This is a genomic window from Actinosynnema sp. NPDC037264 (assembly GCF_055603705.1).
This window is the reverse complement of record NZ_JBVJVK010000005.1, coordinates 286,069-309,816: the sequence shown is the minus strand read 5'-3', so window position 1 is coordinate 309,816 and position 23,748 is coordinate 286,069. Positions and strand designations below refer to the sequence as shown.

At 72.4% G+C, this 23,748-nt stretch carries 20 protein-coding genes; 11 read left to right on the top strand and 9 right to left on the bottom strand.

Annotated features, from left to right (window positions below; genetic code table 11):
• The first annotated feature begins 119 nt into the window (after positions 1 to 119).
• Both ACZ7GX_RS09385 and ACZ7GX_RS09380 read left to right on the top strand, forming a co-directional pair.
• Positions 120 to 1,055, top strand: coding sequence for a hypothetical protein (locus ACZ7GX_RS09385; protein WP_498774624.1), 936 nt, complete (start codon positions 120 to 122; stop codon positions 1,053 to 1,055).
• A 28-nt stretch (positions 1,056 to 1,083) separates the two neighbouring features.
• Complete coding sequence (locus ACZ7GX_RS09380; protein WP_498774622.1) at positions 1,084 to 2,583, top strand: class I SAM-dependent methyltransferase; 1,500 nt, start codon at positions 1,084 to 1,086, stop codon at positions 2,581 to 2,583.
• A gap of 36 nt (positions 2,584 to 2,619) precedes the next feature.
• Here the strand turns inward: ACZ7GX_RS09380 and ACZ7GX_RS09375 are convergent, their stop codons facing one another.
• Positions 2,620 to 2,901, bottom strand: coding sequence for a DUF4287 domain-containing protein (locus tag ACZ7GX_RS09375; protein WP_498774620.1), 282 nt, complete (start codon positions 2,899 to 2,901; stop codon positions 2,620 to 2,622).
• A 74-nt stretch (positions 2,902 to 2,975) separates the two neighbouring features.
• The gene (locus ACZ7GX_RS09370; protein ID WP_498774618.1) at positions 2,976 to 3,188 is read right to left on the bottom strand and encodes a hypothetical protein; all 213 of its coding nucleotides are present in this window, start codon (positions 3,186 to 3,188) and stop codon (positions 2,976 to 2,978) included.
• Positions 3,189 to 3,293: 105 nt separating this feature from the next.
• On the opposite strand from ACZ7GX_RS09370, the gene ACZ7GX_RS09365 reads away from it, so the two are divergent.
• On the top strand, positions 3,294 to 4,124 hold the full coding sequence (locus ACZ7GX_RS09365; RefSeq protein WP_498774616.1) for a helix-turn-helix domain-containing protein: 831 nt from the start codon (positions 3,294 to 3,296) through the stop codon (positions 4,122 to 4,124).
• Positions 4,121 to 4,297: a DUF397 domain-containing protein gene (locus ACZ7GX_RS09360; protein WP_498774614.1), complete on the top strand. Its 177-nt coding sequence runs from the start codon at positions 4,121 to 4,123 to the stop codon at positions 4,295 to 4,297. The genes ACZ7GX_RS09365 and ACZ7GX_RS09360 overlap by 4 nt, the downstream gene beginning before the upstream one ends.
• On the opposite strand, the gene ACZ7GX_RS09355 is transcribed toward ACZ7GX_RS09360, so the two are convergent.
• Positions 4,236 to 5,081 (bottom strand): helix-turn-helix transcriptional regulator, encoded by an 846-nt coding sequence (locus ACZ7GX_RS09355; protein ID WP_498774612.1) that lies wholly within the window; start codon positions 5,079 to 5,081, stop codon positions 4,236 to 4,238. The two genes, ACZ7GX_RS09360 and ACZ7GX_RS09355, sit on opposite strands and share 62 nt — an antisense overlap.
• Positions 5,082 to 5,201: 120 nt before the next feature.
• Here ACZ7GX_RS09355 and ACZ7GX_RS09350 point away from each other — a divergent pair, with 120 nt between their 5' ends.
• On the top strand, positions 5,202 to 5,951 hold the full coding sequence (locus ACZ7GX_RS09350; protein WP_498774610.1) for an SDR family oxidoreductase: 750 nt from the start codon (positions 5,202 to 5,204) through the stop codon (positions 5,949 to 5,951).
• Between the two features lie 38 nt (positions 5,952 to 5,989).
• Here ACZ7GX_RS09350 and ACZ7GX_RS09345 read toward each other — a convergent pair whose 3' ends face one another.
• The gene (locus ACZ7GX_RS09345; RefSeq protein WP_498774656.1) at positions 5,990 to 6,802 is read right to left on the bottom strand and encodes a TetR/AcrR family transcriptional regulator; all 813 of its coding nucleotides are present in this window, start codon (positions 6,800 to 6,802) and stop codon (positions 5,990 to 5,992) included.
• Between the two features lie 57 nt (positions 6,803 to 6,859).
• On the opposite strand from ACZ7GX_RS09345, the gene ACZ7GX_RS09340 reads away from it, so the two are divergent.
• Positions 6,860 to 8,551, top strand: coding sequence for a right-handed parallel beta-helix repeat-containing protein (locus ACZ7GX_RS09340; RefSeq protein WP_498774608.1), 1,692 nt, complete (start codon positions 6,860 to 6,862; stop codon positions 8,549 to 8,551).
• Here the strand turns inward: ACZ7GX_RS09340 and lysX are convergent.
• Complete coding sequence (lysX, locus tag ACZ7GX_RS09335) at positions 8,535 to 11,795, bottom strand: bifunctional lysylphosphatidylglycerol synthetase/lysine--tRNA ligase LysX (RefSeq protein ID WP_498774606.1); 3,261 nt, start codon at positions 11,793 to 11,795, stop codon at positions 8,535 to 8,537. The two genes, ACZ7GX_RS09340 and lysX, sit on opposite strands and share 17 nt — an antisense overlap.
• Before the next feature lie 32 nt (positions 11,796 to 11,827).
• Between lysX and ACZ7GX_RS09330 the strand changes: the two genes are divergently transcribed.
• The 5 genes from ACZ7GX_RS09330 to ACZ7GX_RS09310 all read left to right on the top strand — a co-directional run bounded on the left by ACZ7GX_RS09330 (position 11,828) and on the right by ACZ7GX_RS09310 (position 18,989).
• A complete protein-coding gene (locus tag ACZ7GX_RS09330; protein ID WP_498774654.1) occupies positions 11,828 to 12,634 on the top strand; it encodes an alpha/beta fold hydrolase in 807 nt (268 codons plus the stop codon).
• A 190-nt stretch (positions 12,635 to 12,824) separates the two neighbouring features.
• Positions 12,825 to 13,679, top strand: coding sequence for a 3-methyl-2-oxobutanoate hydroxymethyltransferase (gene panB / locus ACZ7GX_RS09325; protein WP_498774604.1), 855 nt, complete (start codon positions 12,825 to 12,827; stop codon positions 13,677 to 13,679).
• Positions 13,680 to 13,909: 230 nt separating this feature from the next.
• Complete coding sequence (locus tag ACZ7GX_RS09320; RefSeq protein ID WP_498774602.1) at positions 13,910 to 14,128, top strand: hypothetical protein; 219 nt, start codon at positions 13,910 to 13,912, stop codon at positions 14,126 to 14,128.
• A gap of 35 nt (positions 14,129 to 14,163) precedes the next feature.
• A complete protein-coding gene (gene pip, locus ACZ7GX_RS09315; protein ID WP_498774600.1) occupies positions 14,164 to 15,105 on the top strand; it encodes a prolyl aminopeptidase in 942 nt (313 codons plus the stop codon).
• Complete coding sequence (locus ACZ7GX_RS09310; RefSeq protein WP_498774598.1) at positions 15,105 to 18,989, top strand: nSTAND1 domain-containing NTPase; 3,885 nt, start codon at positions 15,105 to 15,107, stop codon at positions 18,987 to 18,989. The genes pip and ACZ7GX_RS09310 overlap by 1 nt, the downstream gene beginning before the upstream one ends.
• Before the next feature lie 18 nt (positions 18,990 to 19,007).
• Here the strand turns inward: ACZ7GX_RS09310 and ACZ7GX_RS09305 are convergent, their stop codons facing one another.
• From ACZ7GX_RS09305 to ACZ7GX_RS09290, 4 genes are all read right to left on the bottom strand, one after another.
• On the bottom strand, positions 19,008 to 19,763 hold the full coding sequence (locus tag ACZ7GX_RS09305; RefSeq protein ID WP_498774596.1) for a helical backbone metal receptor: 756 nt from the start codon (positions 19,761 to 19,763) through the stop codon (positions 19,008 to 19,010).
• 175 nt (positions 19,764 to 19,938) lie between these two features.
• Positions 19,939 to 20,553, bottom strand: coding sequence for a 2-phospho-L-lactate guanylyltransferase (gene cofC / locus ACZ7GX_RS09300; RefSeq protein WP_498774594.1), 615 nt, complete (start codon positions 20,551 to 20,553; stop codon positions 19,939 to 19,941).
• Positions 20,554 to 20,572: 19 nt separating this feature from the next.
• Complete coding sequence (locus tag ACZ7GX_RS09295; protein ID WP_498774592.1) at positions 20,573 to 21,013, bottom strand: SgcJ/EcaC family oxidoreductase; 441 nt, start codon at positions 21,011 to 21,013, stop codon at positions 20,573 to 20,575.
• Positions 21,014 to 21,104: 91 nt separating this feature from the next.
• Entirely contained in the window at positions 21,105 to 23,678 is a 2,574-nt protein-coding gene (locus ACZ7GX_RS09290) for a bifunctional FO biosynthesis protein CofGH (protein WP_498774590.1), read from the bottom strand.
• Positions 23,679 to 23,748: the final 70 nt, after the last annotated feature.

Below are 23,748 nucleotides of genomic sequence, written 5' to 3'. Positions count from 1 at the left end.
GTCCACACTTTTCCGCGCCTTTCCACTTTTTGCGGTTTCCTCATAGGCCGACCGTGTGATCTCACGTCGGGTGCCGCCGTTCAGGACTAAGCTCGCCGTCACACTTGCGAGGGGGAAGCATGACGGTCGACGGCGTGGCCGACGCCACCGAAGCGGATTTAGCCGGATTACGCGACAAACTGCGGGACCGGGAGGTCTACATAACGAACCTCCCGCGGTCACCCATGAATCTACTGCTGGTCGAACTCGTCAACGAACGCGTGGCGCACCGCACCTCGGATCCGGCTTTGATCAGGAGGTTCACCCTCCTCAACGACGCCGAACTGGAGTACGACGGAAGGCGCACGGAGATCATCGGCGAAACGGACGCAATCGTCGTCTGGGCCGGCGGCAAGGTGTCGCAGAACTACGTCACCCGATTTCGCCGGAAGTACGTCGAGGTCGACAAGGAGTTGCGGACCAACCACGCCAAGACGGAGGAACTCGCCGGTTTGGTCGCCGACGGCGTCCCCAGCCGCGTGCCGCACCAGGTCCTCGACCAGGAGGTGATCCACCCCGAGGCCATGGTCGAGGTGCAGCGGGTGCTGGCGGAGTTCGTCGAGGACCGGATCACCTTCTGCGTGCCGCCGGACGACGCGCTCGTCCACCTGCCGGACGAGGTTCCGCTACCGGACGGTGCGCGGCCCTATCAGTTCTCGACCGCGCCGAAGTCGATTACCGTCCCCGTTCCGCGACCGACGCCCAAGTACTTGATCGTCATCACCATCGGGCACGGCAGCGATGACGGTCAGACGTTCTTCCCGCCGGTCGGCACCGTGACCGCGCAAGTGCTCGCCGACGGCCTCGGCCCGGCGCCGGACGCCGCGTTGTGCGTTCCGCTCCAGTGCTTCCCGATGCAGTCGGTGAACGCCTGGCAGGGCGTTGCCGGCTGGTCCGCGAAAATCACCTCGGCGAGCATCCCGCACCTGAACGAGTCGAACGACGCGGAAATGCTCGCCTGGATCAGGGCGCACCTGGCCGACGAGATCGCCAAGTGGTTCGACGGGCTGGTCTGACCGTGCCGACAACCGGGAGGATCGAATCATGACCGGACCAGGACACGAACTCGAGGACATGCAGCTCGGAAACCTGGTCGGGGTTTTCGACCGCATTTCGGCCGTGCTCCGCCGCGGCGTGCACGTCCAGCTGCTGACCGAGCACCGCGCGACCATGGAACTGCTGAACGTCTCGCACGTCGGGCAGCGCGCGCGCCTGGGCAGGCTGTTCGACGGCGTCGAGGCGCAGGCGCGGAGCACCAAGGACGACCCGGACGTCGCGCTGGCCTGGATCGCCTACTCCTACACGTGCGAGTACACCGAGCTCCTGGTCGAGAACCCCGCGCCGACCGGTGCCGGGGCACCCGGCGAGCCGCACCTGATGGAGCTGCGCAAGCAGGCCATGGAGAACGTCATCGCCCAGCGCACCAAGCTGCTGGTCAACGTGCCGTCCATCACCGACGCCCTCTTCGCCGGCACCGACAAGAAGGTGTCCGAGCTGTTCAAGTTCCGGGTGGTCGACGGCCGCGGCGTGCCCCCGCAGCTCCCCGGAGGCCAAGCGGCCGCGGCGCTGGCCTCGCTCCGGCAGAACCTGGCAGGCAGCGCGTTCGCGCCGCTGGCCGAGGCCGACTGGTCGGGCTCGCTCGGCCCGAACCACAAGATCCTGCGCGTGGACACCAGGGGCTCCGAGTTCGACCTCGGCGGCGTCCCGGTCGTGCTGGTGGAGGGCGTGCTCGACCCGAAGCTCACGCAGAAGACGGTGACCGGCGGGCGGGTCGTGCTCGCCGACGGGACCTCGCACGCGCAGGTCGGCGGGAACTTCGTCGGCAACCTCGTCAGCCAGCGCCGCCTGTACGCGGGCGACCAGGTCGAGTACGACACCAGCCACATGGCGCCGACCCTCGCCGGTGACGCGCACTGGCAGGGCAAGGCCGCCGACTGGCGCATAGACAAGGGCGGCAACCGCCGGACCTACTACGCCGAGGTCCACCCCAAGATCGCCCAGTACCTGATCAGCCTGGTGCCCGCGGACCGCGACGCGATCACCGTCCTGGACATCGCGGGCGGCAACGGCGACCTGGCCGAACGGATCATCAGGGAGCTGGGCGGGGCACGCCCCGAGGGTGACCTGCGGGTGAGGTACGTGGTGGTCGACTACAGCGAGGACGACATCGCCGTGGCGGAGGAGCGCTTCGCGACGCTCGCCGACACCCACCCGTTCGCCAGGACGACGGCCCTCGTGCGGGACATGTTCGAGTACGGCCACGACGCCGGGGCCATGCTGGGCGACATCGGCCTCAAGGCGGCCGACTTCGTCATCAACTCGGGCGGCCTGCTCAACAACCAGATCGGCGACGACCCGGAGACCCCTCGGCGCTTCGCCCGGATGTACGCGGACCTGCTGGCGCCCGGCGGGTACGGCATCTACTCCGGCCTCACCCCGTTGCTGATCAACTCGGCGACGCACCGGAAGCAGGGGTTGGAGATCCGCAACCTCTACGACATCGAGACCGAGCACCAGATGCACGTGGTGCGCCGCTTGGGCTAGCGCCCCGGACGTCCCTGACCGGAGCCGCGCTGCGGATCAACGGTTGGCGAGGCCGTCGATCCGCAGGGTGGCGGAGGCGTCCCGGTGGGCGCCGGTGCCACCGACGTGCTTGTCGCTGATCGCGGTGCCGTTCTTGAGCACGTGGTAGAGCGCCATGCCGTGACCGCGGCCCAGGTCGTAGTCGTCCTTCAGCCATTCGAGGACGACGCCCGCCTTGGTCGTCGCGCCGTAGCCGCGGTCGCCCGCCTCGGCCAGCAGTTCGGCGGGGGTCTTGCCGGTCTTGCGCTCGATGGTGTCGAGGTACGCCTGGAAGGACATGGCCTGCTCCCGTTCGTCGGTGTGCGGCCAGCCTAAGACAACTTTGACTGTCTTGACAAGATTATTTGTCCGACTTAGATCCAGAGCAGCTCGGCGCCCTTGAACAGGTGCAGGCAGCTCTCCGGACCTTGCAGGCTCATGCGGAGGCTGCCGTCCTCGGACACGACTTGGGCGCTCTCCTCGAACGCCAACCCCCAGGCGGCCACCTGGAACTCCGGCTCGCGCTCCACCACGGCGAACAGGCGCGGAGCCTCCTCCGCCACCCACTCACGCTCATCACTGGTCATACCCAGACGCTAAAGGTGAGCGCTCAGGTTGGATAGTCGCCTGATCAGGTGACGAGATGGTTATGTGGGCTCCGGCAAACTGGCGGTGATCAAACGAGGAGACCCATGACCACCAGCGGCCAGAGCCCGACCGACTACCGCGCGCGGCTCGCTGAACGGCTCAAGGAACTGATGCGGCGCAGCGGGAAGGACCGCGCGGACATCATGCGCACGCTGGGCTGTTCGGTGTCGAAAGTGGGCACGATCCTGCGCGGCGACACCTCGGTACCGCCACTGGAACTGGTCGCCCTCCTCGACCTGTTCGCGGTCGAGGGCGAGGAGAGGGCGGATCTCCTGCACCTGGGTGAGGAAGCTCGGCGGCGCAGGCCGAAGACGCCGTGGGGCGCGGCCATCCCGGATCGGCTGCGCAAGTTCTTCAACACCGAGGAGACGGCGCGGAGGATCGAGTCCTACCGCCCGGACCTCCTGCACGGGTTGGTGCAGACCGAGGACTACGCGCGGGCGGTGATCGAGACGAACAGCGCGCTGCGACCCGACGAGGTCACGCGCCTGGTTCAAGCGAGGTTGGCCAGGCAGGCGCGACTGACCGGTCCGAACCCACCCGAGTTGTCGATGGTGGTGCGGGAGGCGGTGTTGCGGGCACCGGTCGGCTCGAAGAAGACCCGGACCGAGCAGATCGCCCACCTGCGACGGCTGTCGGAGCTGCCGCACGTCACGCTGCGGATCATCCCGGACCGCGTGGGGCTGACGAGCGCGCTCTACTTCCCGTTCTCGATCCTCACGCCGCCCGGCGACCGCGCCAAGACCGTGTACGTGGAGACGTTGACGGACGGGCTGTTGGTGGACGAGGAGAGTCGGATCTCGCACTACGAGGCGGTTTTCAAGGAGTTGTGGGCCGTCTCGGTGACGGACTTGCTTGATAGCGTTGGGGCATGACTTGGCGCAAGAGCAGCTACAGCGGGAACAGCGGCGGAGAGTGCGTCGAGGTGCGGGCCGGGCTGGACGCGGTGCGGGACTCGAAGAACGTGGACGGGCCCGTGTTGGAGGTCAGGCCTGCTGCTCTGAGGGCGTTCCTGAAGGCGCTGCGGACCAGCTCGCCAGGAGCTTGAGGCGCTCCTCGGTCGGTGAACCCACGCGAGCGGTGTAGACCGCGAGCACGATGTCCGGGTCGCCGGTCGGTTGCAGGGTCTCGTAGTCGAGGTCCAGGTCGCCGACCACGGGGTGGTGGATGAGCTTGGTGCCGTGGGTCTTCTCCAGCACCTTGTGCTGCGCCCACAGCTTGCGGAACGTCTCGTCCTTCACCGACAGCTCACCCACCAACGCCGCGACCCTGGCGTCGTCCGGGTAGCGGCCCGCGTCCAGCCTGAGGAACGCCACCATGTCGGCGGCGACGGTGGGCCAGTCGCGGTAGAACGTGCGGGATTCCGGGCGCAGGAACGTGTGCCTGGCCGAGTTGCGGTCCTCCAATGGCAGGTCGCCGAAGCCGTAGAGGGCGTCGGCCAGGGGGTTCCAGGCGAGGATGTCCGAACGGCGGCCCATCACGAACGCGGGCACGTCGACGGCCATCTCCAGCAACCGCCGCAGGCCCGGTCGGACGCGTTGGGGCGCGGGCCGCTTGGCCGGCGCCGGGCGGACGAGGTTGCGCAGGTGGGCGCGTTCGGTCTCGTCCAGGCGCAGCACGCGGGCGACGGCGTCCAGCACCGAGTCGGAGACGGCGGGCGTGCGGCCCTGTTCGAGGCGCATGTAGTAGTCCACGCTCACGCCGGCCAGCATCGCCAGCTCCTCGCGGCGCAGGCCCGGCACGCGCCGTCGACCGCCACCGGGCAGGCCGACGTCGTCCGGGCGGACGCGAGCCCGGCGGCTGCGGAGGAATTCGCCCAGGTCGTGGTTCACCCACCCAGTATGGCCGCCTGCCGCGTGCCGAGCCTGGGTACTGCCAGACCTAGGGAACGCGGTCCCACAGGCTGACCAGAGCCTCTGGTACCCGCGGTGACCAGGTCCAATGTTGTCGCCATGACCTACGACCTGAACAACCGCACTGCCGTTGTCACCGGTGCCGCGAGTGGCATCGGCGCCGAGATCGCGCTCGTCCTCGCCCGGTCCGGGGCGAAGGTCGCGCTGCTGGCCCGCCGCGCGGACCGGCTCACCGACCTGGCCGACAAGATCGCCGCCGAGGGCGGGCAGGCGCTCGCCGTGGCCGCCGACGTCACCGGTGACCTCACCGACGCCGTGGAGGCGATCCACACCGCCTTCGGCCGGGTCGACCTGGTGGTGAACAACGCGGGTGTGATGCTCGCGAACCCCCTCACCGAGGGCCGGGACGACGAGTGGCACCGGATGATCGACACGAACGTCAAGGGCCTGCTGAACGTGACCAAGGCGTTCACCTCGGACCTGGTCGAGGCGGGTGCGACCGGCACCGCCGACCTGGTGAACATCTCGTCGATCGGCGCGCACCTCACGTTCCCCAACTACGCCGTCTACACCGCCACCAAGGCCGCCGTCACGCACCTGTCGGCGAACCTGCGCACGGAGCTGGGCCCGCTGGGCGTGCGGGTGACGAACATCGAGCCGGGCCTGGTGCACAGCGAGCTGGCCGACCACATCGACAACCCGGATGTGGCGGCGCACCTGGCGCAGTGGCGGGAGGACGTGCCGCCGCTGAACCCGGCCGACATCGGCGACGTGGTCGGGTTCGCGACCAGCCGACCGGCGAACGTGAACCTCCGGCAGCTGGTGGTGCTGCCGACCGTGCAGGCCTGATGGTCCGAGCCGCCCGTCGACGGGAGTCGGTGGGCGGCTCAACTCGACCGGCGGCCCCGGTACGCGCGTTGCTGGCACGCCCGAGAGCAGTACGCGCGGGGCCGCCCGGACGCCGGTTGCACCACCGGTTGACCACAAACCCGACAGGTTTCATCACGCTTTACATCACGCTGACGGATCAGCAGCTCGATGCCGTCGAGCACCCGGGCCAAGCCGAACCCAAAGGGGTCCAGCTGGTCGAAGCCGCCGGTCTCCCACAGCCGGGTCAACGTCGGGTAGCGGTCGAAGCGGGCGAACAACGCGTCCCGCGCACCCCACCACTCCTCGTCGCTCACCCCGGTGCCGCGCTCCGCCCGCGCGGCCTCGACCAGGGCGGACGCCTCGGCGTCCACGAAGCGGGCGACCAGGCCGACCGCCGCGACCACCTCGGCCGGCGTGAGACCGGTGTCCGCGAGGATGCTCAACGCGTGCTCGTAGTGGGCGAGCGCGTTGGGCCCCGGCACGTACCGAGCGGGGAGCTCGGCCAGCCACGGGTGCCGTTCGCGCAGCTCCCAGCTGTGCCGCGCGAACGCCTCCAGAGCCGGCCGCCAGCCGCCGTCCGCCGACGGCAGCGGGTCGCCGTGCACGGCGTCGCGCATCAGGTCGACCAGGTGGTCACGGCCGGGCACGTGGCGGTACAGGGACATGGTGGTGAAGCCGAGCCGTTCGGCGACCTTGCGCATGGACAGCCCGGTCAAGCCGTCGGCGTCGGCCACCTCGACCGCCGCGCCCACGATCGCCTCCAGGCTCAGCCCTCCCCGCCCGTCCCACAGCAGCTCGACCGAGCGGTCGGGATCGCCCGCTTTCGCCATCACGCCTCCATGATATACAACTTATGGTTTACGCCATAAACACCTTGGGGGCTGTTCATGACCGATTTCCACGTCTCACCCACCGGGGACGACTCCGCCGCGGGCACGGCCGCCGACCCGTTCCGCACACTGGAGCACGCGCGACGAGCCGCGCGTGCGGCGGGAGGCGACGTGACCGTTCACCTCAGGGCCGGCACGCACGTGCTGACCGAGCCGTTCGAGCTGACCGAGGAGGACTCCGGCGTCGTCTACCAGGCGTTCGGCTTCGGCACCGACGCGCGGGAGGAGGCCGTCCTGAGCGGCGGCCGGGAGGTCGCCGGGCGACGGGGGCCGGACGGCGTGTGGGTGGCCGAGGTCGGCGACCTGGTCACCCGCCACCTGGTGGTGAACGGGCGGCGGGTCGAGCGCGCCGGCGTGGACGGGCTGCCCGGCACGGTCCGCCGCACGGCGACCGGCTACGTCACCGACCACCCGCCGGCCTGGCGCAACCCGTCCGGCGTCGAGTTCGTGCACCGGGGCGTCTACCCGTGGACGGAGGCGCGCACGGCGGTCGCGTCCGCCACCGCCGACGGTGAGATCACCATGGCGCAGCCCGGGTTCGGCTGGGCCGTGGACCTCTACAACTCGGAGTGGTTCGGCCAGGTGATGTCCGGTCCCCCGGCGCCGACCCGGGTGGAGAACGACCCGGCGTTCCTGACCGAGGGCACGTTCGCGCTGGACCGCTCACGGCCCGGCGAGCACGTCCTGCACTACCTCCCCCACCCGGACGAGGAGCCGCACGTGGTCGCGCCCGCGTTGGAGGTGCTGGTGCGCGCCACCGGCGTGCGGGACGTGGCGTTCCGGGGCGTGGTGTTCGCCGACACGACGTGGCTGCGGCCGGGCAGCGACCGGGGTTTCCTGCACTACCACTCGAACGGCTACTACGACGGCGGCCGGATCGGGAAGGTGGAGCCGGCCGAGGGCGCGTGGCTGACCGTGCCCGAGGAGCACGAGGAGATCCCCGCCTGCGTGCGGCTCGACGGCACGTCCGGTGTGCGGTTCGAGGGCTGCCGGTTCACCAGGCTCGGCACGACCGGGCTGGGCGCGACCGGCGGCGCGGACCTCGTCGTGCGCGGCTGCGACTTCGACACCCTCGCCGCGTCCGCGATCTCGATCACGGGCACCAGGAAGGCGTTGGTGGAGGACAACCTCATCGCGCACGTGGGGCTGGACCACTCCGGGTCGGCCGGCATCACGTTCCACGACACCGAGGACTGCACGGTCGCGCACAACCACGTGCGCGACGTGCCGCACAACGGCATCGTGGCCAACCCGGCGCGCGGCGGCACCCGCATCACGCGCAACCTGGTGACCGGCGCCATGGGCGTGCTGGCCGACGGCGGCGGGGTCTACCTGTCCGGGCGGCAGGGCGACTCACCCAAGAACGGGGCCGTGATCAGCGGGAACGTCATCGAGGACACGCGCACGCCGTACAACTTCGGCCTCTACACCGACTACGGCGCCACGTGGGTGACGGTGGAGGGGAACGTGGTCGCCCGCGCGGACAACACGTCGGTCCTGCACGTCTACCCGCCGTTGGAGCACGTCGTCTACCGGGGCAACTTCTGGGACGCCGACCCGGTCGGCAGCGACGCCGTGCCGGACGGCGTCACCTACGAGGGCAACACCACGATCGCCGACCCGGCCGAGCTCGACGCCGCCACGGCGGACGTCCGGGCGCGGGCGGGCCTGCTCACGAGACGGGCCTGACGAACGGGAACAGCACGGTCTGCCGGATCGAGGCGCCGGTGAGCATCATCAGCACCCGGTCCACGCCCATCCCGAGCCCGCCGGTGGGCGGCATCCCGTGCTCCAGGGCGTCGAGGAAGTCCTCGTCCAGCTCCATCGCCTCGACGTCGCCGCTGGCCGCCCGCAACGACTGCGCCCGGAGCCTGCGGCGCTGCTCCAGCGGGTCGGTCAGCTCCGAGTAGGCCGTGCCGATCTCCGCGCCGAACGCGACCAGGTCCCAGCGTTCGGCCAGGCGGGGATCGGCGCGGTGCGGCCGGGTCAGGGGCGAGACCGAGGTCGGGAAGTCGGTGTAGAAGGTGGGCTCGACGGTGTCCGGCTCCACCAGCCCGTCGTACGCCTGCTGCACCAGCGCGCCGTGGTCGGCTTCGTCGGCCGGTTCGAAACCGTGGGCCGCCAGCAGCGAGCGCAGCTCGGGCACCGGGGTGTCCGGGGTGACGGTCGTCGACAGCGCCGTGGAGACGGCGGTGTAGACCGGGATGACGGGCCACTCCCCCGAGAGGTCCACCTCCTCGCCGTCGCGGACGGCGATCGGGCGGCCGTGCGCGGCGACGGCGGCGCGCTGCACGAGTTCCCGCACGAGGTGCCGCATCGTCGTGTAGTCGGCGTAGGACTGGTAGGCCTCCAGCATGGTGAACTCGGGGTTGTGCGAGGCGTCCGCGCCCTCGTTGCGGAAGTTGCGGTTCAGCTCGAAGACCCGGTCCACGCCCGCCACGCACAGCCGCTTCAGGTACAGCTCGGGCGCGATGCGCAGGTACATGCGCATGTCGTAGGCGTTGATGTGGGTGACGAACGGCCGGGCGTTCGCGCCGCCGTGCACGGTCTGGAGCATCGGCGTCTCGACTTCGAGGTAGTCGCGGTCGTGCAGGAAGTCGCGGATGCCGCGCACGACGTCGCTGCGCAGCCGCAGCATCCGCGCCGAGTCCTCGTTCACCACCAGGTCCAGGTATCGCCTGCGGACGCGCGCCTCCGGGTCGGACAGGCCCTTCCGCTTGTCCGGCAACGGGTGCAGGCACTTCGCGGTCACGGTCCACTCGTCGGCCAGCACGGACAGCTCGCCCCGCCGCGAGTAAACCACCTCGCCGCGCACGCCGACGTGGTCGCCGAGGTCGACGCCCGCCTTCCACGCCACCAGGTCCACGCGCCGGGCGTCGAGCATGAGCTGGAGCTCGCCGGTGAAGTCGCGGACGCGGGCGAAGCACAGGCCGCCGAGCTCGCGCAGCGCCACGACCCGGCCGGTCACCGAGACGGTCTCGCCGAGGAGCTGCCGCGCCTGGGCCAGGGAGTGCTCACGCGGGTAGTCCACCGGGTACGGGTCGATGCCGGCGGCACGCAGCCGGTCCAGCTTGGCGAGGCGGACGCGGACTTGCTCCGGGCGGCGCGGCGGTGGCGGCTCGACCTCGATCGCGTCGATCTCGGCGACGGCCGCGGCGAAGCCCGTGTCGACGGTTCCGTGGGCCGGCGCGCGCGAGGACCCCCGCTTGACCAACGACCTCAGGCTCGGCACGAACCCCTCGGCGACGCCGGCCGCGACGCTCACGCGGGGCAGGTGGCGGGCACGGGTGAAGCACAGGTAGCGGGGCAGCCACTCCGGGCCGTACTTGGCGTTGGACCGGTACAGCGATTCCAGCTGGAAGAACCGGGACGCGAGGCTCAGCACCGCGCGCCACGTCCGCAGCACCGGTCCCGCGCCGATCCGCCCGCCTTCCTCGAACACCGCGCGGAACATGGCGAAGTTCAACGACACCCGCTCGACGCCGAGCCGGGCGGCGGCGGCCACCAGCTCGGCCACCATGAACTCGTTCAGGCCGTTCTCGGCGGCGCGGTCGCGGCGCATCAGGTCCAGCGACAGCCCCCGCCTGCCCCACGGCACGAACGACAGCAGGCCGCGCAGCTCGCCGTGCGCGTCGTAGGCCTCGACCATCACGCACCGGCCGTCGGTCGGGTCGCCCAGCCTGCCCAGCGCCATGGAGAACCCGCGCTCGGTCTGCGCGCCGCGCCACCGCTCGGCCAGGTCGAGGATGGCGGCCAGCTCGTCGGCCGGTATGTCGGCGTGCCGCCGGACGCGGGCGGTGTGCCCGGCGCGCGCCACCCGGCTCACGGCCTGCCGCACGGCCCGGCGCTCGGGACCGGTCAGGGTGAACTCGCGCACGTCCAGCACGGCCTCGTCGCCGATCTCCAACGCCTTGAGGCCCGCCGCCGCGTAGACGTGCGCGCCGCGTTCGCTCGCGCCGAGCACGCCGGGCAGCCAGCCGTACCGCCGCGCCTCGGCCAGCCACGCCTGCACCGCCTGCGGCCACGCCTCCTCGTCACCCACGGGGTCGCCGCCGGCCAGCGTGGTGCCGGCGAGGACGCGGTAGGTGAGCGCGGCGCGGCCGTTCGGGGCGAACACCACGCTCTTGTCGCGGCGGGTGGCGAAGTAGCCGAGCGAGTCCGGCTCGCCGTGCGCGGCCAGCAGCCGCCGCACGGCCAGCTCCTCGGCGTCGTCCAGGGACCGGCTCGACCGCACGCCGCGGAAGAACACCCGCAGCGCGGCGATCGCGACGAGCATCCCGCCGAACCCCAGCAGGACGCCCAGCCACGGCGGGCCCTCGCCGCCGCGGCGTTGGGGCAGCACCTCGCCGGTGATCTGGTTGGCCGCCCAGCCCAGCTTGTGCCACGTGCCGTGCAGGTGCCCCGGGAACAGCTCGGTCAGGCCCCAGCCGAGCAGGGACAGCACCAGGATCCCGCCGACGAGGACGACGAGCGTCCGCTGCCAGGCGCCGGCGGCCAGCTCGGCCGGGAACGCGTCCCTGACCGCCAGCAGCAGCACGATGACCGCGACCGTGACGACGACGAAGCTGCCGAGGTCGACGGTCACCCCCAACCGGTCCGGCGGCTCGTCGGGGCCGAGGAACGGTCCCGGGTCGATCCAGTAGCGGATGATGAGGAGCAGCACGACGCCCGCGTTGAGCACCTGGAACAGCAGCAACGTCCACAGCGCGGCTCTCTTGCGCCTGCGCAGGGCCGCGCCGAGCACCACCAGCACCAGGGCGATGAACAGGTTCGCCTCGACGGGTAGGCCCAGCAGGTACGAGACCCGGAGAATGCCCCTGGCGAGGTCGGACTCCTCGTCGATCAGGAACAGCAGGAGCGACGCCGCGGCCGCCACCTGGACGACGGTCGCGACCACTCCCGCCGTCCGCCACTTCCACCTGGCCACCGCCACGACACGCTCCAAGGAGGTTCCGGTTGTCCACCATGGTCGCCTCCCTCGCGGGTCGCGTGCACCTGCGGTCATCCGGGCGTGTCGACGGGCCGGCGGTGGTGCTCAGCTCGGCGCTGGGTGGCGCCTGGTTCGACTGGGACGCGGTGGTGGCGTTGCTGCCCGACGCGCGCGTGCTGGTGTTCGACCGGCCGGGCACGGGGTGGTCCGGGCCCGCGCTCGCGCCCGCGACGCTGGCCCGTGAGGTGGCCGTGCTGGACGCCGTGCTGGCCGGTGAGCCGTCGGCGGTGCTGGTGGGGCACTCGATGGCCGCGCTGCACGTGGAGGCGTGGGCGCGGCTGCGGCCGGGTCGGGTGCGCGGGGTGGTCCTGGTGGACCCCGATCCGGAGGCGCCGGGCGGCGGTCGGCCGTTCGACCTGTCGGCGCTGGTGGCGCGGTGGGTGCTGCGGGCCGGGCTGGACCCGCTCGTGGCCGCCCAGGGGTTGCGGCTGCGGCGGTGGGTGGTGCGCGGGTCGACGCTCGGCCGGCGTGATCCGGCCTCGCCCGCGGTGGTGCGGTCGGTGTACGGGCGGCCGTCGGTGACGCGGGCCGTGCTGGAGGAGTTGGCGTCCTACCCGGCGCAGGTGGCCGCGGTGGAGCGGTTGCGGGCGTTCCGGCCGTTGCCGCCGGTGCCGTTCACCGTGCTCACGGCGGGTCGGCGGGAGTGCGCGGCGCACGTGGCGCTGGCCGCGTCGACCCCGACCGGGCGTGCCGTGCGGGTGCCGGGCAGTCGGCACATGGTGCCGGTCGACCGGCCGGACGCGGTGGCGTTGGCGGTGCTCGCGGCGTTGCGCGGCGGGTGAGCGGGAGGGGCGCGGCGGAGGGGGCACGGTACTCCCGTCCGGCGTCGTGCGCGATGTGGCGGACGGACCATGTGAAGCGTCTCGCACTACGCGCAATTACCCCGGCGTCGGTGTCACGCTGGTCGCGTAACCGTGCAACAAGGTCCCGGGGACCAGCGACGAAGCCGGCCCCGAGGGAGGACGGTCGACGATGACCTCGACAGAGGTAACCGCGCCTTACGGCAACGGGGCGGGCAGCGCCCCCTCCGGCAAGAAGGTGCGCATCCACCACCTGCGGGAGCTGAAGGAACGCGGCGAGCCGTGGCCCATGCTCACCGCCTACGACATGTACACCGCGGAGCTCTTCGACGAGGCGGGCATCCCGGTGCTGCTGGTCGGCGACTCCGCGTCCAACAACGTCTACGGCTACGACACGTCGCTGCCGGTGACCGTGGACGAGCTGATCCCGCTGGTCCGGGGCGTGACCCGGTCGGTGAAGCGGTCGCTGGTCGTGGCCGACCTGCCGTTCGGCTCCTACCAGGTGTCGGTCGAGCAGGCCGTGGCGACGGCCGTGCGGTTCATGAAGGAAGGCCGCGCGCACGCGGTGAAGCTCGAAGGCGGGAAGCACTTCGCACCGCACATCGAGGCCATCGTGCGGGCGGGCATCCCGGTCATGGCGCACATCGGGTTCACCCCGCAGAGCGAGCACCAGCTCGGTGGCTACCGGGTGCAGGGCCGCAACGACGCGTTCGACTCGGTGGTCGAGGACGCGCACGCCGTCGAGGCCGCGGGCGCGTTCGCGGTGGTCTTGGAGATGGTGACCAGCGAGGTCGCCAAGCAGATCACGCACGACCTGGTGATCCCGACCGTCGGCATCGGCGCGGGACCGGACACCGACGCGCAGGTGCTCGTCTGGCAGGACATGATGGGCTTGCGCCGCGGGCGCGCGCCGCGGTTCGTGAAGCGGTACGCCGACGTGGCGGGCGTGATGAAGTCGGCGGCGGAGCAGTTCGCGGCCGAGGTGAAGGGCCACCAGTTCCCCGGCCCCGAGCACACCTTCCACTGATCTCGTGACCGTGGTCGCCGTGCGGGCTCCGGCCGGCACGGCGACCACGTGCATTTCCACGCAGCGCCGGCGAATGCGCGGTGAGGCGGAACAGCTCGGCTGCGGACTACCTCGCCCGGCGATTCCCGAAGCGGTGCGGGCCACGATTTGTGCGGGCCGCGACCGGAACGCCTGTGCCACGATCACGGCGGAATGCACCACTCGGGTTCGGCACGGGGCGGTCCGCCATGGTGTCCAGCGACGCGGGGCCGCCGGCCGGCGCTCACAGCCCGTGGCGGCGCACCATCGGCATGATCACGTCGGCGTTCGCCCGCCACGCGCACTCCGCGCAGGCGCGGGAGATCGTCAACAACACCGTCAACACGGTCACCGTCACCGAGGGCGGCACGCTGGCCGGGCACGTGCTGCAGACCGGCTCGCTGACCGGCGACGTGGACATCACCGGGTGATCCACTCGACGGCGCTCTCGGGCAGAGTGGGCCCCATGTACCCCGAGATCGAACCCTACGACCAGGGCCTGCTCGACGTCGGCGACGGCAACCGCGTCTACTGGGAGGTGTGCGGCAACCCGTACGGCAAGCCCGTGGTGTTCCTGCACGGCGGGCCTGGCGGCGGTTGCGCGCCCGTGCACCGCAGGCTGTTCGACCCGGCCGCGTACCGGATCGTGCTGATCGACCAGCGGGGCTGCGGCCGGTCCCTGCCGCACGCGTCCGAGCACGGCACGGACCTGTCGGACAACACCACCTGGCACCTCGTGTCCGACCTGGAGCAGGTCCGCGAGCACCTCGGCGTCGACCGGTGGCAGGTGTTCGGCGGGTCGTGGGGGTCGACCCTGGCGCTGGCGTACGCCCAGACGCACCCGGAGCGGGTGACCGAGCTGGTGCTTCGGGGCATCTTCACGTTGCGGCGCAAGGAACTCGACTGGTACTACGGCGGCGGCGCGGGGTTCCTGTTCCCGGAGCCGTGGGAGGACGTCGTGTCACGCGTGCCCGAGGGCGCGGACGTGATCGAGACCTACGGGCGGCTGCTGAACGACCCGGACCCGGCCGTGCGCGAACCGGCGGCGGTGGCGTGGAGCGTGTGGGAGGGGTCGACGGTCACGCTGCTGCCCCGCCCGGAGTTGGTGGAGACGTTCGCGCAGCCCCGGTACGCGCTGGCGTTCGCGCGGATCGAGAACCACTACTTCCGGCACGGCGGGTGGTTGGCGGAGGGGCAGCTGTTGCGTGACGCGGGGAAGCTCGCGGGCATCCCGGGCGTGATCGTGCAGGGCCGCTACGACCTGGCCACGCCGGCCGTGACGGCCTGGGACCTGCACCGGGCGTGGCCGGGGTCGGAGCTGGTGGTGGTGCCGGACGCCGGGCACGCGTTCGACGAGCCGGGCATCCTGCGCGCGCTGCTCGCGGCGACCGACCGGTTCCGCGGTTGATGGACCGCTTCACCGCCCGCGTCCTCCGCGACGGCACGCCTGTCGGCGCGGGGTTCCTGGTCGCGCCGGACCTCGTGCTCACCTGCGCGCACGTCGTCGGCCCCGGGATGGAGGTCGACTTCCCGCTGGTCGGGCCCGACCGGGTGGTGGCGGAGGTGGTGCACCTCGACGTCGAGCGGGACGTGGCGGGGCTCCGGCCGGCCGCGGCGCCGCCGGACGTGCGGCCGGTGAGCCTGGTCGACCTGCCGGACGTGCGGGGACGGCGGGTGCGGGCGTTCGGCGTGCCCCACCGGAGGCTCGACGGCGTGTGGTCGACCGGCACGGTCGTCGGCCGCAGCGCCCAGGGCAAGCTCCAGGTGGAGGACGACCGGGCGCACGGCCTGCCGATGAGCCGGGGCTTCAGCGGCGGCCCGGTCATCGACGTCGACACCGGCGCGGTGATCGGCATGACCGTCGAGGTGGAGAGCCGCCCGGAACGCCGCACCGCCTACGCCCTCGGCGCCGCCGCGTTGCACGAGAGCCTGCCGGAACTGGCCCGGCCACAACCGTCGCCGTTCCGGGGCCTGGACGCGTTCCAGCCGGGCGACGCGGAGTGGTTCTTCGGCCGCGACCGACTGGTGGACGACGTGCTGGCGCGGCTGGACGGCGCCGGGCTCGCGGTCGTCACCGGCCAGTCGGGCGCGGGCAAGTCGTCGCTGGTGCTGGCCGGTGTGGTGCCCCGGCGGCCGGGCTCGGTCGTGTTCCGGCCCGCTTCCGGCAGCACGCCCTGGCAGGCGGCAGCGGCCGCGCTCGACGTCGAGGAGCTGACCGCCGAGGGCTTGGCCGACGCGGTCGACCGGTGGTCCGGCCGCCACGGCCACGAGCGGGTGCTGCTGGTCGCCGACCAGGTGGACGAGGCGCTGGCGCGGTTCCCGGCCGAGACCCCGGACCTGCTCGCCGCGCTGCTCGCCCTGCGCGGGCCTCGGCGGCACGTGGTGCTCACCGTCGGCACGCGGGCGTTGGACGCCTTGCTGTCCGACCGTCGGCTCGGCGTGCTCGCCGAGCACCTGGTCCTGGTCACCACCTCCGACGACAACCTGCGCGAGATGGTCGAACGGCCGCTGGACCGCGTCGGGATGCCCGTGTACCAGGAAGGGCTGGTGCGGGTGCTGCTGGACGACGTGGCGCACGAGCGCAACCCGCTGCCGCTGCTCCAGTTCACCCTCACCTTGTTGTGGGAGCAGCAGGAACGCGGCGTGCTCACCCACGACGCGTACCAGGCGCTGGGTGGCGTGCCGGGCGCGGTCGCGGACTACGCCGAACGCGTCTGGCGCACGATCGGCCCCGAGGAGGACGTGCGGCGGCTGCTGGTGCAGCTCGTGAGCCCGGTCGAGCCGGACCGGTTCGTGCGGCGCGTGCTGCGGCTGGACGACCTGGACGACCCGTCGTCGGCCAAGGCGCTCGCGGCCACCCGGTTGGCCACCAGCGACGGCCGGACCGTGGAGCTGGCGCACGAGACGCTGATCCGGCGGTGGGACCGGCTGCGGACGTGGGCCGAGGAGGACCGCGACTTCCGGGCGTGGCAGGACGAGCTGGACCGCGACGTCACCAGGTGGTCGCGGACGCGGGAACGGGCGTTGCTGCCCAGGGGCAGCGCGCTGCGGCGGGCACGGCACGAGCTGCGCGACCGCGAGCCGGACTTCCAGCCGGCGCAACGGGAGTTCGTCGCCGCCGGGCGGCGGGCCTCGGTCCGGCGGGCCTTCTGGCGGGTCGCGGTGGTCGAGCTGGTGGTGCTGATGCTCGTCGCGGTGGGCGTGATCGTGGTCCGCACCCGTGCCGTCGACGCCGAGAACCGCGCGGTCGGCGCGGCCGACACGTTGTTGCGGCGCGGCGCCTACAGCGGTGACCGCAACGGGTTGCTGCTGGCCTTGCGCGCCTACCGCACGCACGACTCGATGGCGACGCGGACCGCCTTGCACACCGCGTACACCGGGTTGCGGCACGCCGAACTGCTGCTGGACGGCGTGTCCGACGCCAAGCACGTCAACCGCTCCGGCACGCGCATCGTCACGATCGCCGAGGACCGGCGGCTGACCTCCTGGGACGTCACCCGCGTGCCCGCCGTTCCGGTCGGGCTGCGCGAGTCCGACGAGCTGGGCGCGTACGAGCCGACCTGGCTCGGCGACGACTTCGTGGTCGCACGCGCCGGTCCGCGGACGGTCGTGTGGGACGCGCGGACCGGTGAGGTCACCCGGCGGATCGAGGGGTTCGGCAACCGGTTGGTGGCCGACCCGACCGGGCGGTGGCTGGCCGCGTTCATCCTGGCCGACCCGCCGAGCTCCGACTACCGGGTGGTCGACCTCGCCGGCGCCGACCCGGTGTCCGTCGACGGGCGGTTCGCCGGCTCGCCGGGCGACCCGGGGTTCGCCGGGCTCAGCGACCACCCGCGACCCGTCGCCGTGCTGGACACCGGCGAGCTGGTGGTCGTGACCGGTGCGGTGACCACGGCGTTGTCGCCGGCCGGGTCACGTCCGCTCGCCGTGCCCGCCGGCGCGCGGGTGGCCGACGTGGGTGTGTCCGAGCCGGTGTACCTGGAGTGCGACGGGCAGTGGCGCGCGCGTGGCGTGCTCACCGGCGCGCTGCACGCCGCGCAGACCACGCCGGACTGCGAGCACGAGGTGGTGTTCGGCGGTGACCGGCGGTGGCTCGCGGTGTCCGGTGAGCAGAGCGTCACGGTGCTCCGCGACGGCGAGCCGACGCGGCACGCCGAGGTGCCCGCGGGCTTCCGGCCCGTCCGGCTGCTGTCCGACGAGGACGGTGGGCACCGGGTGGTGCTCATCGCCTCCGGTTCGGCGCTGGTGCTGCGGCTGCCGCCGATGACCGGGTGGGAGCGGTCGCGGTACTACGACCACTACCCGTACTCCTCGGGCCCCGTGCTGCCGATCCCGGGGCACCGGGTGCAGGTGTCCAACTCCGACGAGGTTGAGGTGTGGGACACCGGCACGGGTGAGCTCGTCGCGGCACGGCCTGCCGTCGTGCCCGCGCGGTCGGCGGACCGGACGGGCTCGGGGGTCTGGCTGGCCGCCTCACCGGACCACCGGGTGCTGACCACGTCGGTGGCCGGCGACCCGACCGTGCGGGTGTGGCGGCTGCCGGACCTGGCGCCGCTGGGCGAGTTCACCGCGCCGCACCTGTCCGCCTCGTCCTCCACCGGGGTGACCGCCGTGCGGTTCCTGGACCACCGGCGCGCGCTGGTCGTGCACAACGACACGGTGAGCGTCTGGGACCTGCCGGACCGCCGACAGGTAGCCGGGCCCTACCGGCTCGACGGGAACGTGTTCGACGGGTCGGACTTCAGCCTGGTGCACAACCCCGTGCGCGACGAGCTGATGGTCGAGGTGCCCGGTTCCGAGGAGCGCTGGCGGCGGTACCGGCTCGCGGACGGCGCCTACCTGTCCGACGCCGACATCGCGCCCGGCAGCCTGGACTTCGCGGACGGGAGCTTCGCGCGGCCCGCGATCGACCCCGGCGGCCGGTACCTGGCGCTCTACTGGGGGCAGGGCGTCGAGGTGTGGGACCTGGACACGCGGGCACGGGTGGACCGGCTGCCCTTGACGGACCAGCGGTTCAACGTCGTCGGCCTTCGGTTCGGCGCCGACGCCGACGAGGTGCTGGTCGAGCTGTCACCCGACTTCACCGGACCCGGGCTGCTCACCCGGCGGTGGCAGCGCAACCGGTTCTGGGGCGTGCCCGCGTGGTTCGGCCAGGACGCGTCGTCGGTCGAGGTGGTGGCCGAGGAGCCGCCGTGGGTGGCCCAGCTGTGCCGGTTGGCGCGCAACGGACCGGCCGAGGTGGAGCCCGGCGCGCTGCCGGAGGCGGCCTGGCACGGGCCCGTGTGCCCGTAGCCCCGGACACTCGGCCCGTCAGGGGCGCAGCGCCGCCTCCAACGACGCGCGCGCGTCCACCAGTGACGGGCCGTACCAGGTCAGGTGGCGGCCCGAGACGTGGACGGGGCGCAGGCCCGGGAAGAACTGCGGGCCGTCGTCCGGGGTGAACAGGTACGGCTCGTCGGGCAGCACGACGAGGTCGGCGTCCTGCAGTTCGCGCAGCTCGGGGCGCGGGTAGCGCTCGGGGTGGTCGGCGAAGGCGTTGACCACGCCCAGGCGCAGCAGGACGTCGCCGGCGAACGTGTCGCGGCCGAGCACCACCCACGGCTTGCGCCACACCGGGACCACGGCCCGCGTCCACGGCGGCGTCACCTCGCGCCACAGCCGCTCCGCCTCGACCAGCCAGTCCGGCTCCACGTCCCACGCCGTGCCGAGCAGGCGGCGCAGCGAGCCCAGCGCGGCGGGGACGGTGGCGGGTGCGGCGGTGACCCACACCGGGATGCCGTCGGCACGCAGCCGTTCCACGTCCTCGGGGCGGTTCTCCTCGCTGTTGGCCAGCACCAGGTCCGGCCGCAGCGCGAGCACCCGGTCCACCACCGGGTACTTCGAGCCGCCCACCCGGGTGACGTCGAGGTCGGGCGGGTGCGTGCAGTAGTCCGTGGCACCGATGAGGACAGCGGGGTCGACCGCGTCGGTGACGAGGGCCTCCGTCAGCGAAGGCACCAGGCTCACCACGCGGGTGGGCGGGCCGGGCAGCGGGACCGGTTCGCCGAGGTCGTCGACCGGCAGCATCAGACGTCGTCGCTCTCCGGGCCCGCGTGCGCCCCGTCGCGGCGGTCGATCGCGGTGAACGCCCCGGTTCGAACCTGCGCAAGCATCGCCCAGCCCTCCACGTCCGCGATCGGGACGCCGACCGTACCCCGCCACCACACCGGTCGCGAGCCCCCCGCACCCGGCGTGCGCGACCTCAGCGTTCGGCCGCGACCAGGGTCGCGCTGTGCGGGCCCAGGCCGAGGGCGGTCGCGATGCTCAGGTCTTCCCCCGTGTCGACGTCGCACCGCAGCGAGGGCCAGTCACCGGTCAACGCCACCGCGCCGCCGACCTCGTGCGCGTGGGCCGATCCGACGCCCAGCCGGGGGTTCAGGTCCGTGCCGGGCGCGGCGAGCAGCAGCGTCGTCCCGGTGCCCGGGCGGTCGGCGCAGAAGGCGCGGCGCCCGTCCGCGCTCGCGATGGCCGAGGACAGCTCGGCCGGTCGCAGCGCCGGGAGGTCGGCGTGCAGCACGCCGACCGCCGCGCTCGGGTCCCGACGCCGCAGCACCCCGGCGCCCGCGCGGACCGCCGCGTTCAACCCGGCGCCGGGGTCGGGGGACGACTCGACGCCCAGCGCGGCCACCTCCTCCACCACGGCCGGGTCGGACGTGACCACCAGCACCCGGCGCACTCCCGCCGCGGCCGTGACCGCGGTCAGGGTGTCCAGGGCGAACGCGAGCGCCAGGGCCGCGCGCGCGACCGGGTCCGCGGCCACGTCGGCCAGCCTGGTCTTCGCCCGCGCCAACCCCTTCACCGGGACCACGAGGTCCACCGCGCCGCGCCTCCCCCGGTCAGCCACCGGGCCGTGTCTCGTCGGGGATCGGCGTGTTCTGGTAGGCGGCGATCCGCCAGCCGTCCAGGCCGTTGGCCAGCACCCAGGTGGCGCGGACGGACCCGGTCGCCGACTCGGCGTCGTCGGGCGAGAGGTCGCCGCCCTCGGTGATCACCAACGCGACGCCCGGTTGCAGGAACCGCAGGTCCACCACGTCCTGCACCAGCGTGGTCCCCCGGTCCGCGGCGGCGAACTGCTCGGTCACCGCGTTCCGGATCACCTCGCGGCCCCGCAGGAACCGGTTGTCCGACAGGATCATCCTGGCGTTCTTGGTGTAGGCGTCGGCGAACGCGTCCGCGTCCTTGCCCGCCCACGCGCGCACGATGCCGTCGAGCACCTCCCGCACCCTGACTTCCTCGTTGCGCGCCCGACCCGTGTCCGGTGTGGTCGTACTGGTCATGGTCTCCCCCGCGTTCCCCTCGGCGCCCCCGACGAGGGGGCCGCCCGGAACCGTTCCGCTTTCGGCCTCCGCCGATCGTGTTCGGTGGCGGTCACACCGGCATCTTCCGAGTTGCGGTGTTGCCGGTCGGCGCGCCGCCGATCGCCGGCGCCGGGTGATCCACTCGGCCGTAGGTCGTGGTGCGCTGGCGGGCCGGACGGCCGGCGAGGGCCGCGGTGGCGTGGAGCTGGGTGGCGGTGCGGGCGGAGCCGTGTTCGGAGCCGGCCATGCGGCTGATGGTCTCTTCCATGAGGGTGCCGCCGAGGTCGTTGGCGCCGCCCCGGAGGACTTCGGCGGTGCCGTCGTCGCCGAGCTTGACCCAGGAGCACTGGACGTTGTCGACGCGGCCGTGCAGGGCCAGGCGGGCGAAGGCGTGCACGGCCCGGTTGTCCCGCCGCGTCGGCCCCGGACGGGCGACGCCGGCGAGGTAGATGGGGGCGTTGCGGTGCACGAACGGCAGCCCGACGAACTCGGTCAGGCCGCCGGTGCGGTCCTGCAACGCCGCCAACGCCCGGAAATGGCCGAGCCAGTGCCCGGGATGGTCCACGTGGCCGTACATCATCGTCGAGGAGGACCGGATCCCGACCTCGTGCGCGGTCGCGACGACCTCCAGCCAGGTGGCGGCGGGCAGTTTGCCCTTGGTCAGCACCCAGCGCACGTCGTCGTCGAGGATCTCGGCGGCCGTGCCCGGGATGGTGTCCAGACCCGCCTCCCGCAACTCGGTGAGCCATTCGCGCACACTCACCCCGGCTTTGGTGGCGGCGGCGACGATCTCCATCGGGCTGAACGCGTGCACGTGCATGCCGGGCACGCGGGTCTTGATCGCGCGGACGACGTCGGCGTAGTAGGTGACCGGGAGTTTCGGGTCGATGCCGCCCTGCATGCAGACCTCGGTCGCGCCCGCGTCCCACGCCTCCTGCGCCCGGTCGGCCACCTCGGCGATCGAGAGCCGGAACGCGTCCGCGTCCCGCTCACGCTGCGCGAACGCACAGAACCGACACCCGACATAACAGACATTCGAGAAATTGATGTTCCGGTTCACCACATAGGTGACATCGTCGCCGACCACCTCGGCACGCAACTCGTCCGCAAGCCGGGTCATCGTCTCCAACGCCGGACCGTCGGCCGTCAGCAGCGCCATCGCCGCGTCGGTGTCCTCCAGGATCCCGGCCGGGTTGTCGGCGGCGAGACGGAGGGCGCGGGCGGTGTCCTCGGGCAACCGTTCGATCGCCTTGGGGACCGTCAACGACGCCCAGTCGCCGTAGACGCTGTCGAAGTCGCCACGCCGGTCCTCGGTACGGCCCTCGGTGTCGATGGCGGTGTTGAGGTCCGCGCGGCCGTAGGTGTCCAGACCGCCGTCGGGTTCCTGCCACTCGCGACCCACCACCGGGGCGTCGGGGTCGGCCAGGCCGTCTGCGCGGGACAGGGCGGAGACGTGGGCGGTGAGGCGGGTGTCGATCCACTGCCCGGCGGTAGCCGTCACATAGCGGGGATAGACCGCGAGCCGTTCCTGGAGGTCGAAGCCCGCTGCGCGAGTGTGCTCGGCGAGGACGTCCACGTGGGGCCACGGGCGTTCGGGGTTGACGTGATCCGGGGTCACCGGCGACACACCACCCCAGTCATCGATCCCCGCCCGCAACATCAACGCGAACTCCTCGCCGACCAGGTTCGGCGGGGCCTGCACACTCGTCGACGACGGCATGACCAGTCGGGCGACCGCGATCGTGGCGGCCAGTTCGTGCAGGTCCGCATCCGGCATGCCGCGCATCGCGGTGTCCGGCTTCGCCCGGAAGTTCTGGATGATCACTTCCTGGATGTGCCCGTACTGCCGCGCGATCCCCCGCATCGCCAACAACGACTCCGCGCGCTCGGTGATCGTCTCACCGATCCCGATCAGAATCCCGGTCGTGAACGGGACGTTCACCCGGCCCGCGTCCGTGAGCACCCGCAACCGGACCGCGGGCTCCTTGTCGGGGCTGCCGTAGTGCGGGCCGCCCTTCTCCGACCACAACCGCTCCGCCGTGGTCTCCAGCATCATGCCCATGCTCGCCGCCACCGGACGCAGCCGCTGCAACTCCTCCCAGCTCAGCACGCCGGGGTTCAGGTGCGGCAGCAGCCCGGTCTCCTCCAACACCGCGATCGCACACGCCCGCACATAGTCCAGGGTGGAGGAGTAGCCGCGGGCCTCCAGCCACTCCTTGGCCTGCGGCCACCGCTCCTCCGGCCGGTCGCCCAACGTGAACAGGGCCTCCTTGCAGCCCTGCGCCGCCGCCGCACGCGCGATCTCCAACACCTCGTCGCGCTCCAGGAACGCCGCCGGCAGCTTGTGCGGCACCGTGGCGAACGTGCAGTAATGACACCGGTCCCGACACAACCGCGTCAACGGGATGAACGCGTTGCGGCTGTAGGTCACCACCCCCGCCCGACCCTCCGCCACCAGATGCGCGTCGCGCACCCGACCCGCGGCCCGCAGCAACGCCTCCAGGTCCTCACCACGCGCGTGCAACAGCACCGCGGCCTCGGTCACGTCCAACACCGCACCATCGGCGGCACGGCGCAACGCGCGTCGCATCGACGACCCACTCGGCGTCGGATCCGGCGGGGCGATCGAGATGTCCACGGTCATACAGGCACCCCTCGTCGGTCTCGGACGGTCGCTCCGTCGTCACCTATGACCCCGGCGAGGCCGGACAGGA

Excerpts from the sequence above, each read along its gene's own strand:
- ACZ7GX_RS09385 (WP_498774624.1), top strand. The coding sequence starts at position 120 with ATGACGGTCGACGGCGTGGCCGACGCCACCGAAGCGGATTTAGCCGGA.
- ACZ7GX_RS09380 (WP_498774622.1), top strand. The coding sequence starts at position 1,084 with ATGACCGGACCAGGACACGAACTCGAGGACATGCAGCTCGGAAACCTG.
- ACZ7GX_RS09375 (WP_498774620.1), bottom strand. The coding sequence starts at position 2,901 with ATGTCCTTCCAGGCGTACCTCGACACCATCGAGCGCAAGACCGGCAAG.
- ACZ7GX_RS09370 (WP_498774618.1), bottom strand. The coding sequence starts at position 3,188 with ATGACCAGTGATGAGCGTGAGTGGGTGGCGGAGGAGGCTCCGCGCCTG.
- ACZ7GX_RS09365 (WP_498774616.1), top strand. The coding sequence starts at position 3,294 with ATGACCACCAGCGGCCAGAGCCCGACCGACTACCGCGCGCGGCTCGCT.
- ACZ7GX_RS09360 (WP_498774614.1), top strand. The coding sequence starts at position 4,121 with ATGACTTGGCGCAAGAGCAGCTACAGCGGGAACAGCGGCGGAGAGTGC.
- ACZ7GX_RS09350 (WP_498774610.1), top strand. The coding sequence starts at position 5,202 with ATGACCTACGACCTGAACAACCGCACTGCCGTTGTCACCGGTGCCGCG.
- ACZ7GX_RS09345 (WP_498774656.1), bottom strand. The coding sequence starts at position 6,802 with ATGGCGAAAGCGGGCGATCCCGACCGCTCGGTCGAGCTGCTGTGGGAC.
- ACZ7GX_RS09340 (WP_498774608.1), top strand. The coding sequence starts at position 6,860 with ATGACCGATTTCCACGTCTCACCCACCGGGGACGACTCCGCCGCGGGC.
- ACZ7GX_RS09330 (WP_498774654.1), top strand. The coding sequence starts at position 11,828 with ATGGTCGCCTCCCTCGCGGGTCGCGTGCACCTGCGGTCATCCGGGCGT.
- panB (WP_498774604.1), top strand. The coding sequence starts at position 12,825 with ATGACCTCGACAGAGGTAACCGCGCCTTACGGCAACGGGGCGGGCAGC.
- pip (WP_498774600.1), top strand. The coding sequence starts at position 14,164 with ATGTACCCCGAGATCGAACCCTACGACCAGGGCCTGCTCGACGTCGGC.
- ACZ7GX_RS09310 (WP_498774598.1), top strand. The coding sequence starts at position 15,105 with ATGGACCGCTTCACCGCCCGCGTCCTCCGCGACGGCACGCCTGTCGGC.
- ACZ7GX_RS09305 (WP_498774596.1), bottom strand. The coding sequence starts at position 19,763 with ATGCTGCCGGTCGACGACCTCGGCGAACCGGTCCCGCTGCCCGGCCCG.
- ACZ7GX_RS09295 (WP_498774592.1), bottom strand. The coding sequence starts at position 21,013 with ATGACCAGTACGACCACACCGGACACGGGTCGGGCGCGCAACGAGGAA.
- ACZ7GX_RS09290 (WP_498774590.1), bottom strand. The coding sequence starts at position 23,678 with ATGACCGTGGACATCTCGATCGCCCCGCCGGATCCGACGCCGAGTGGG.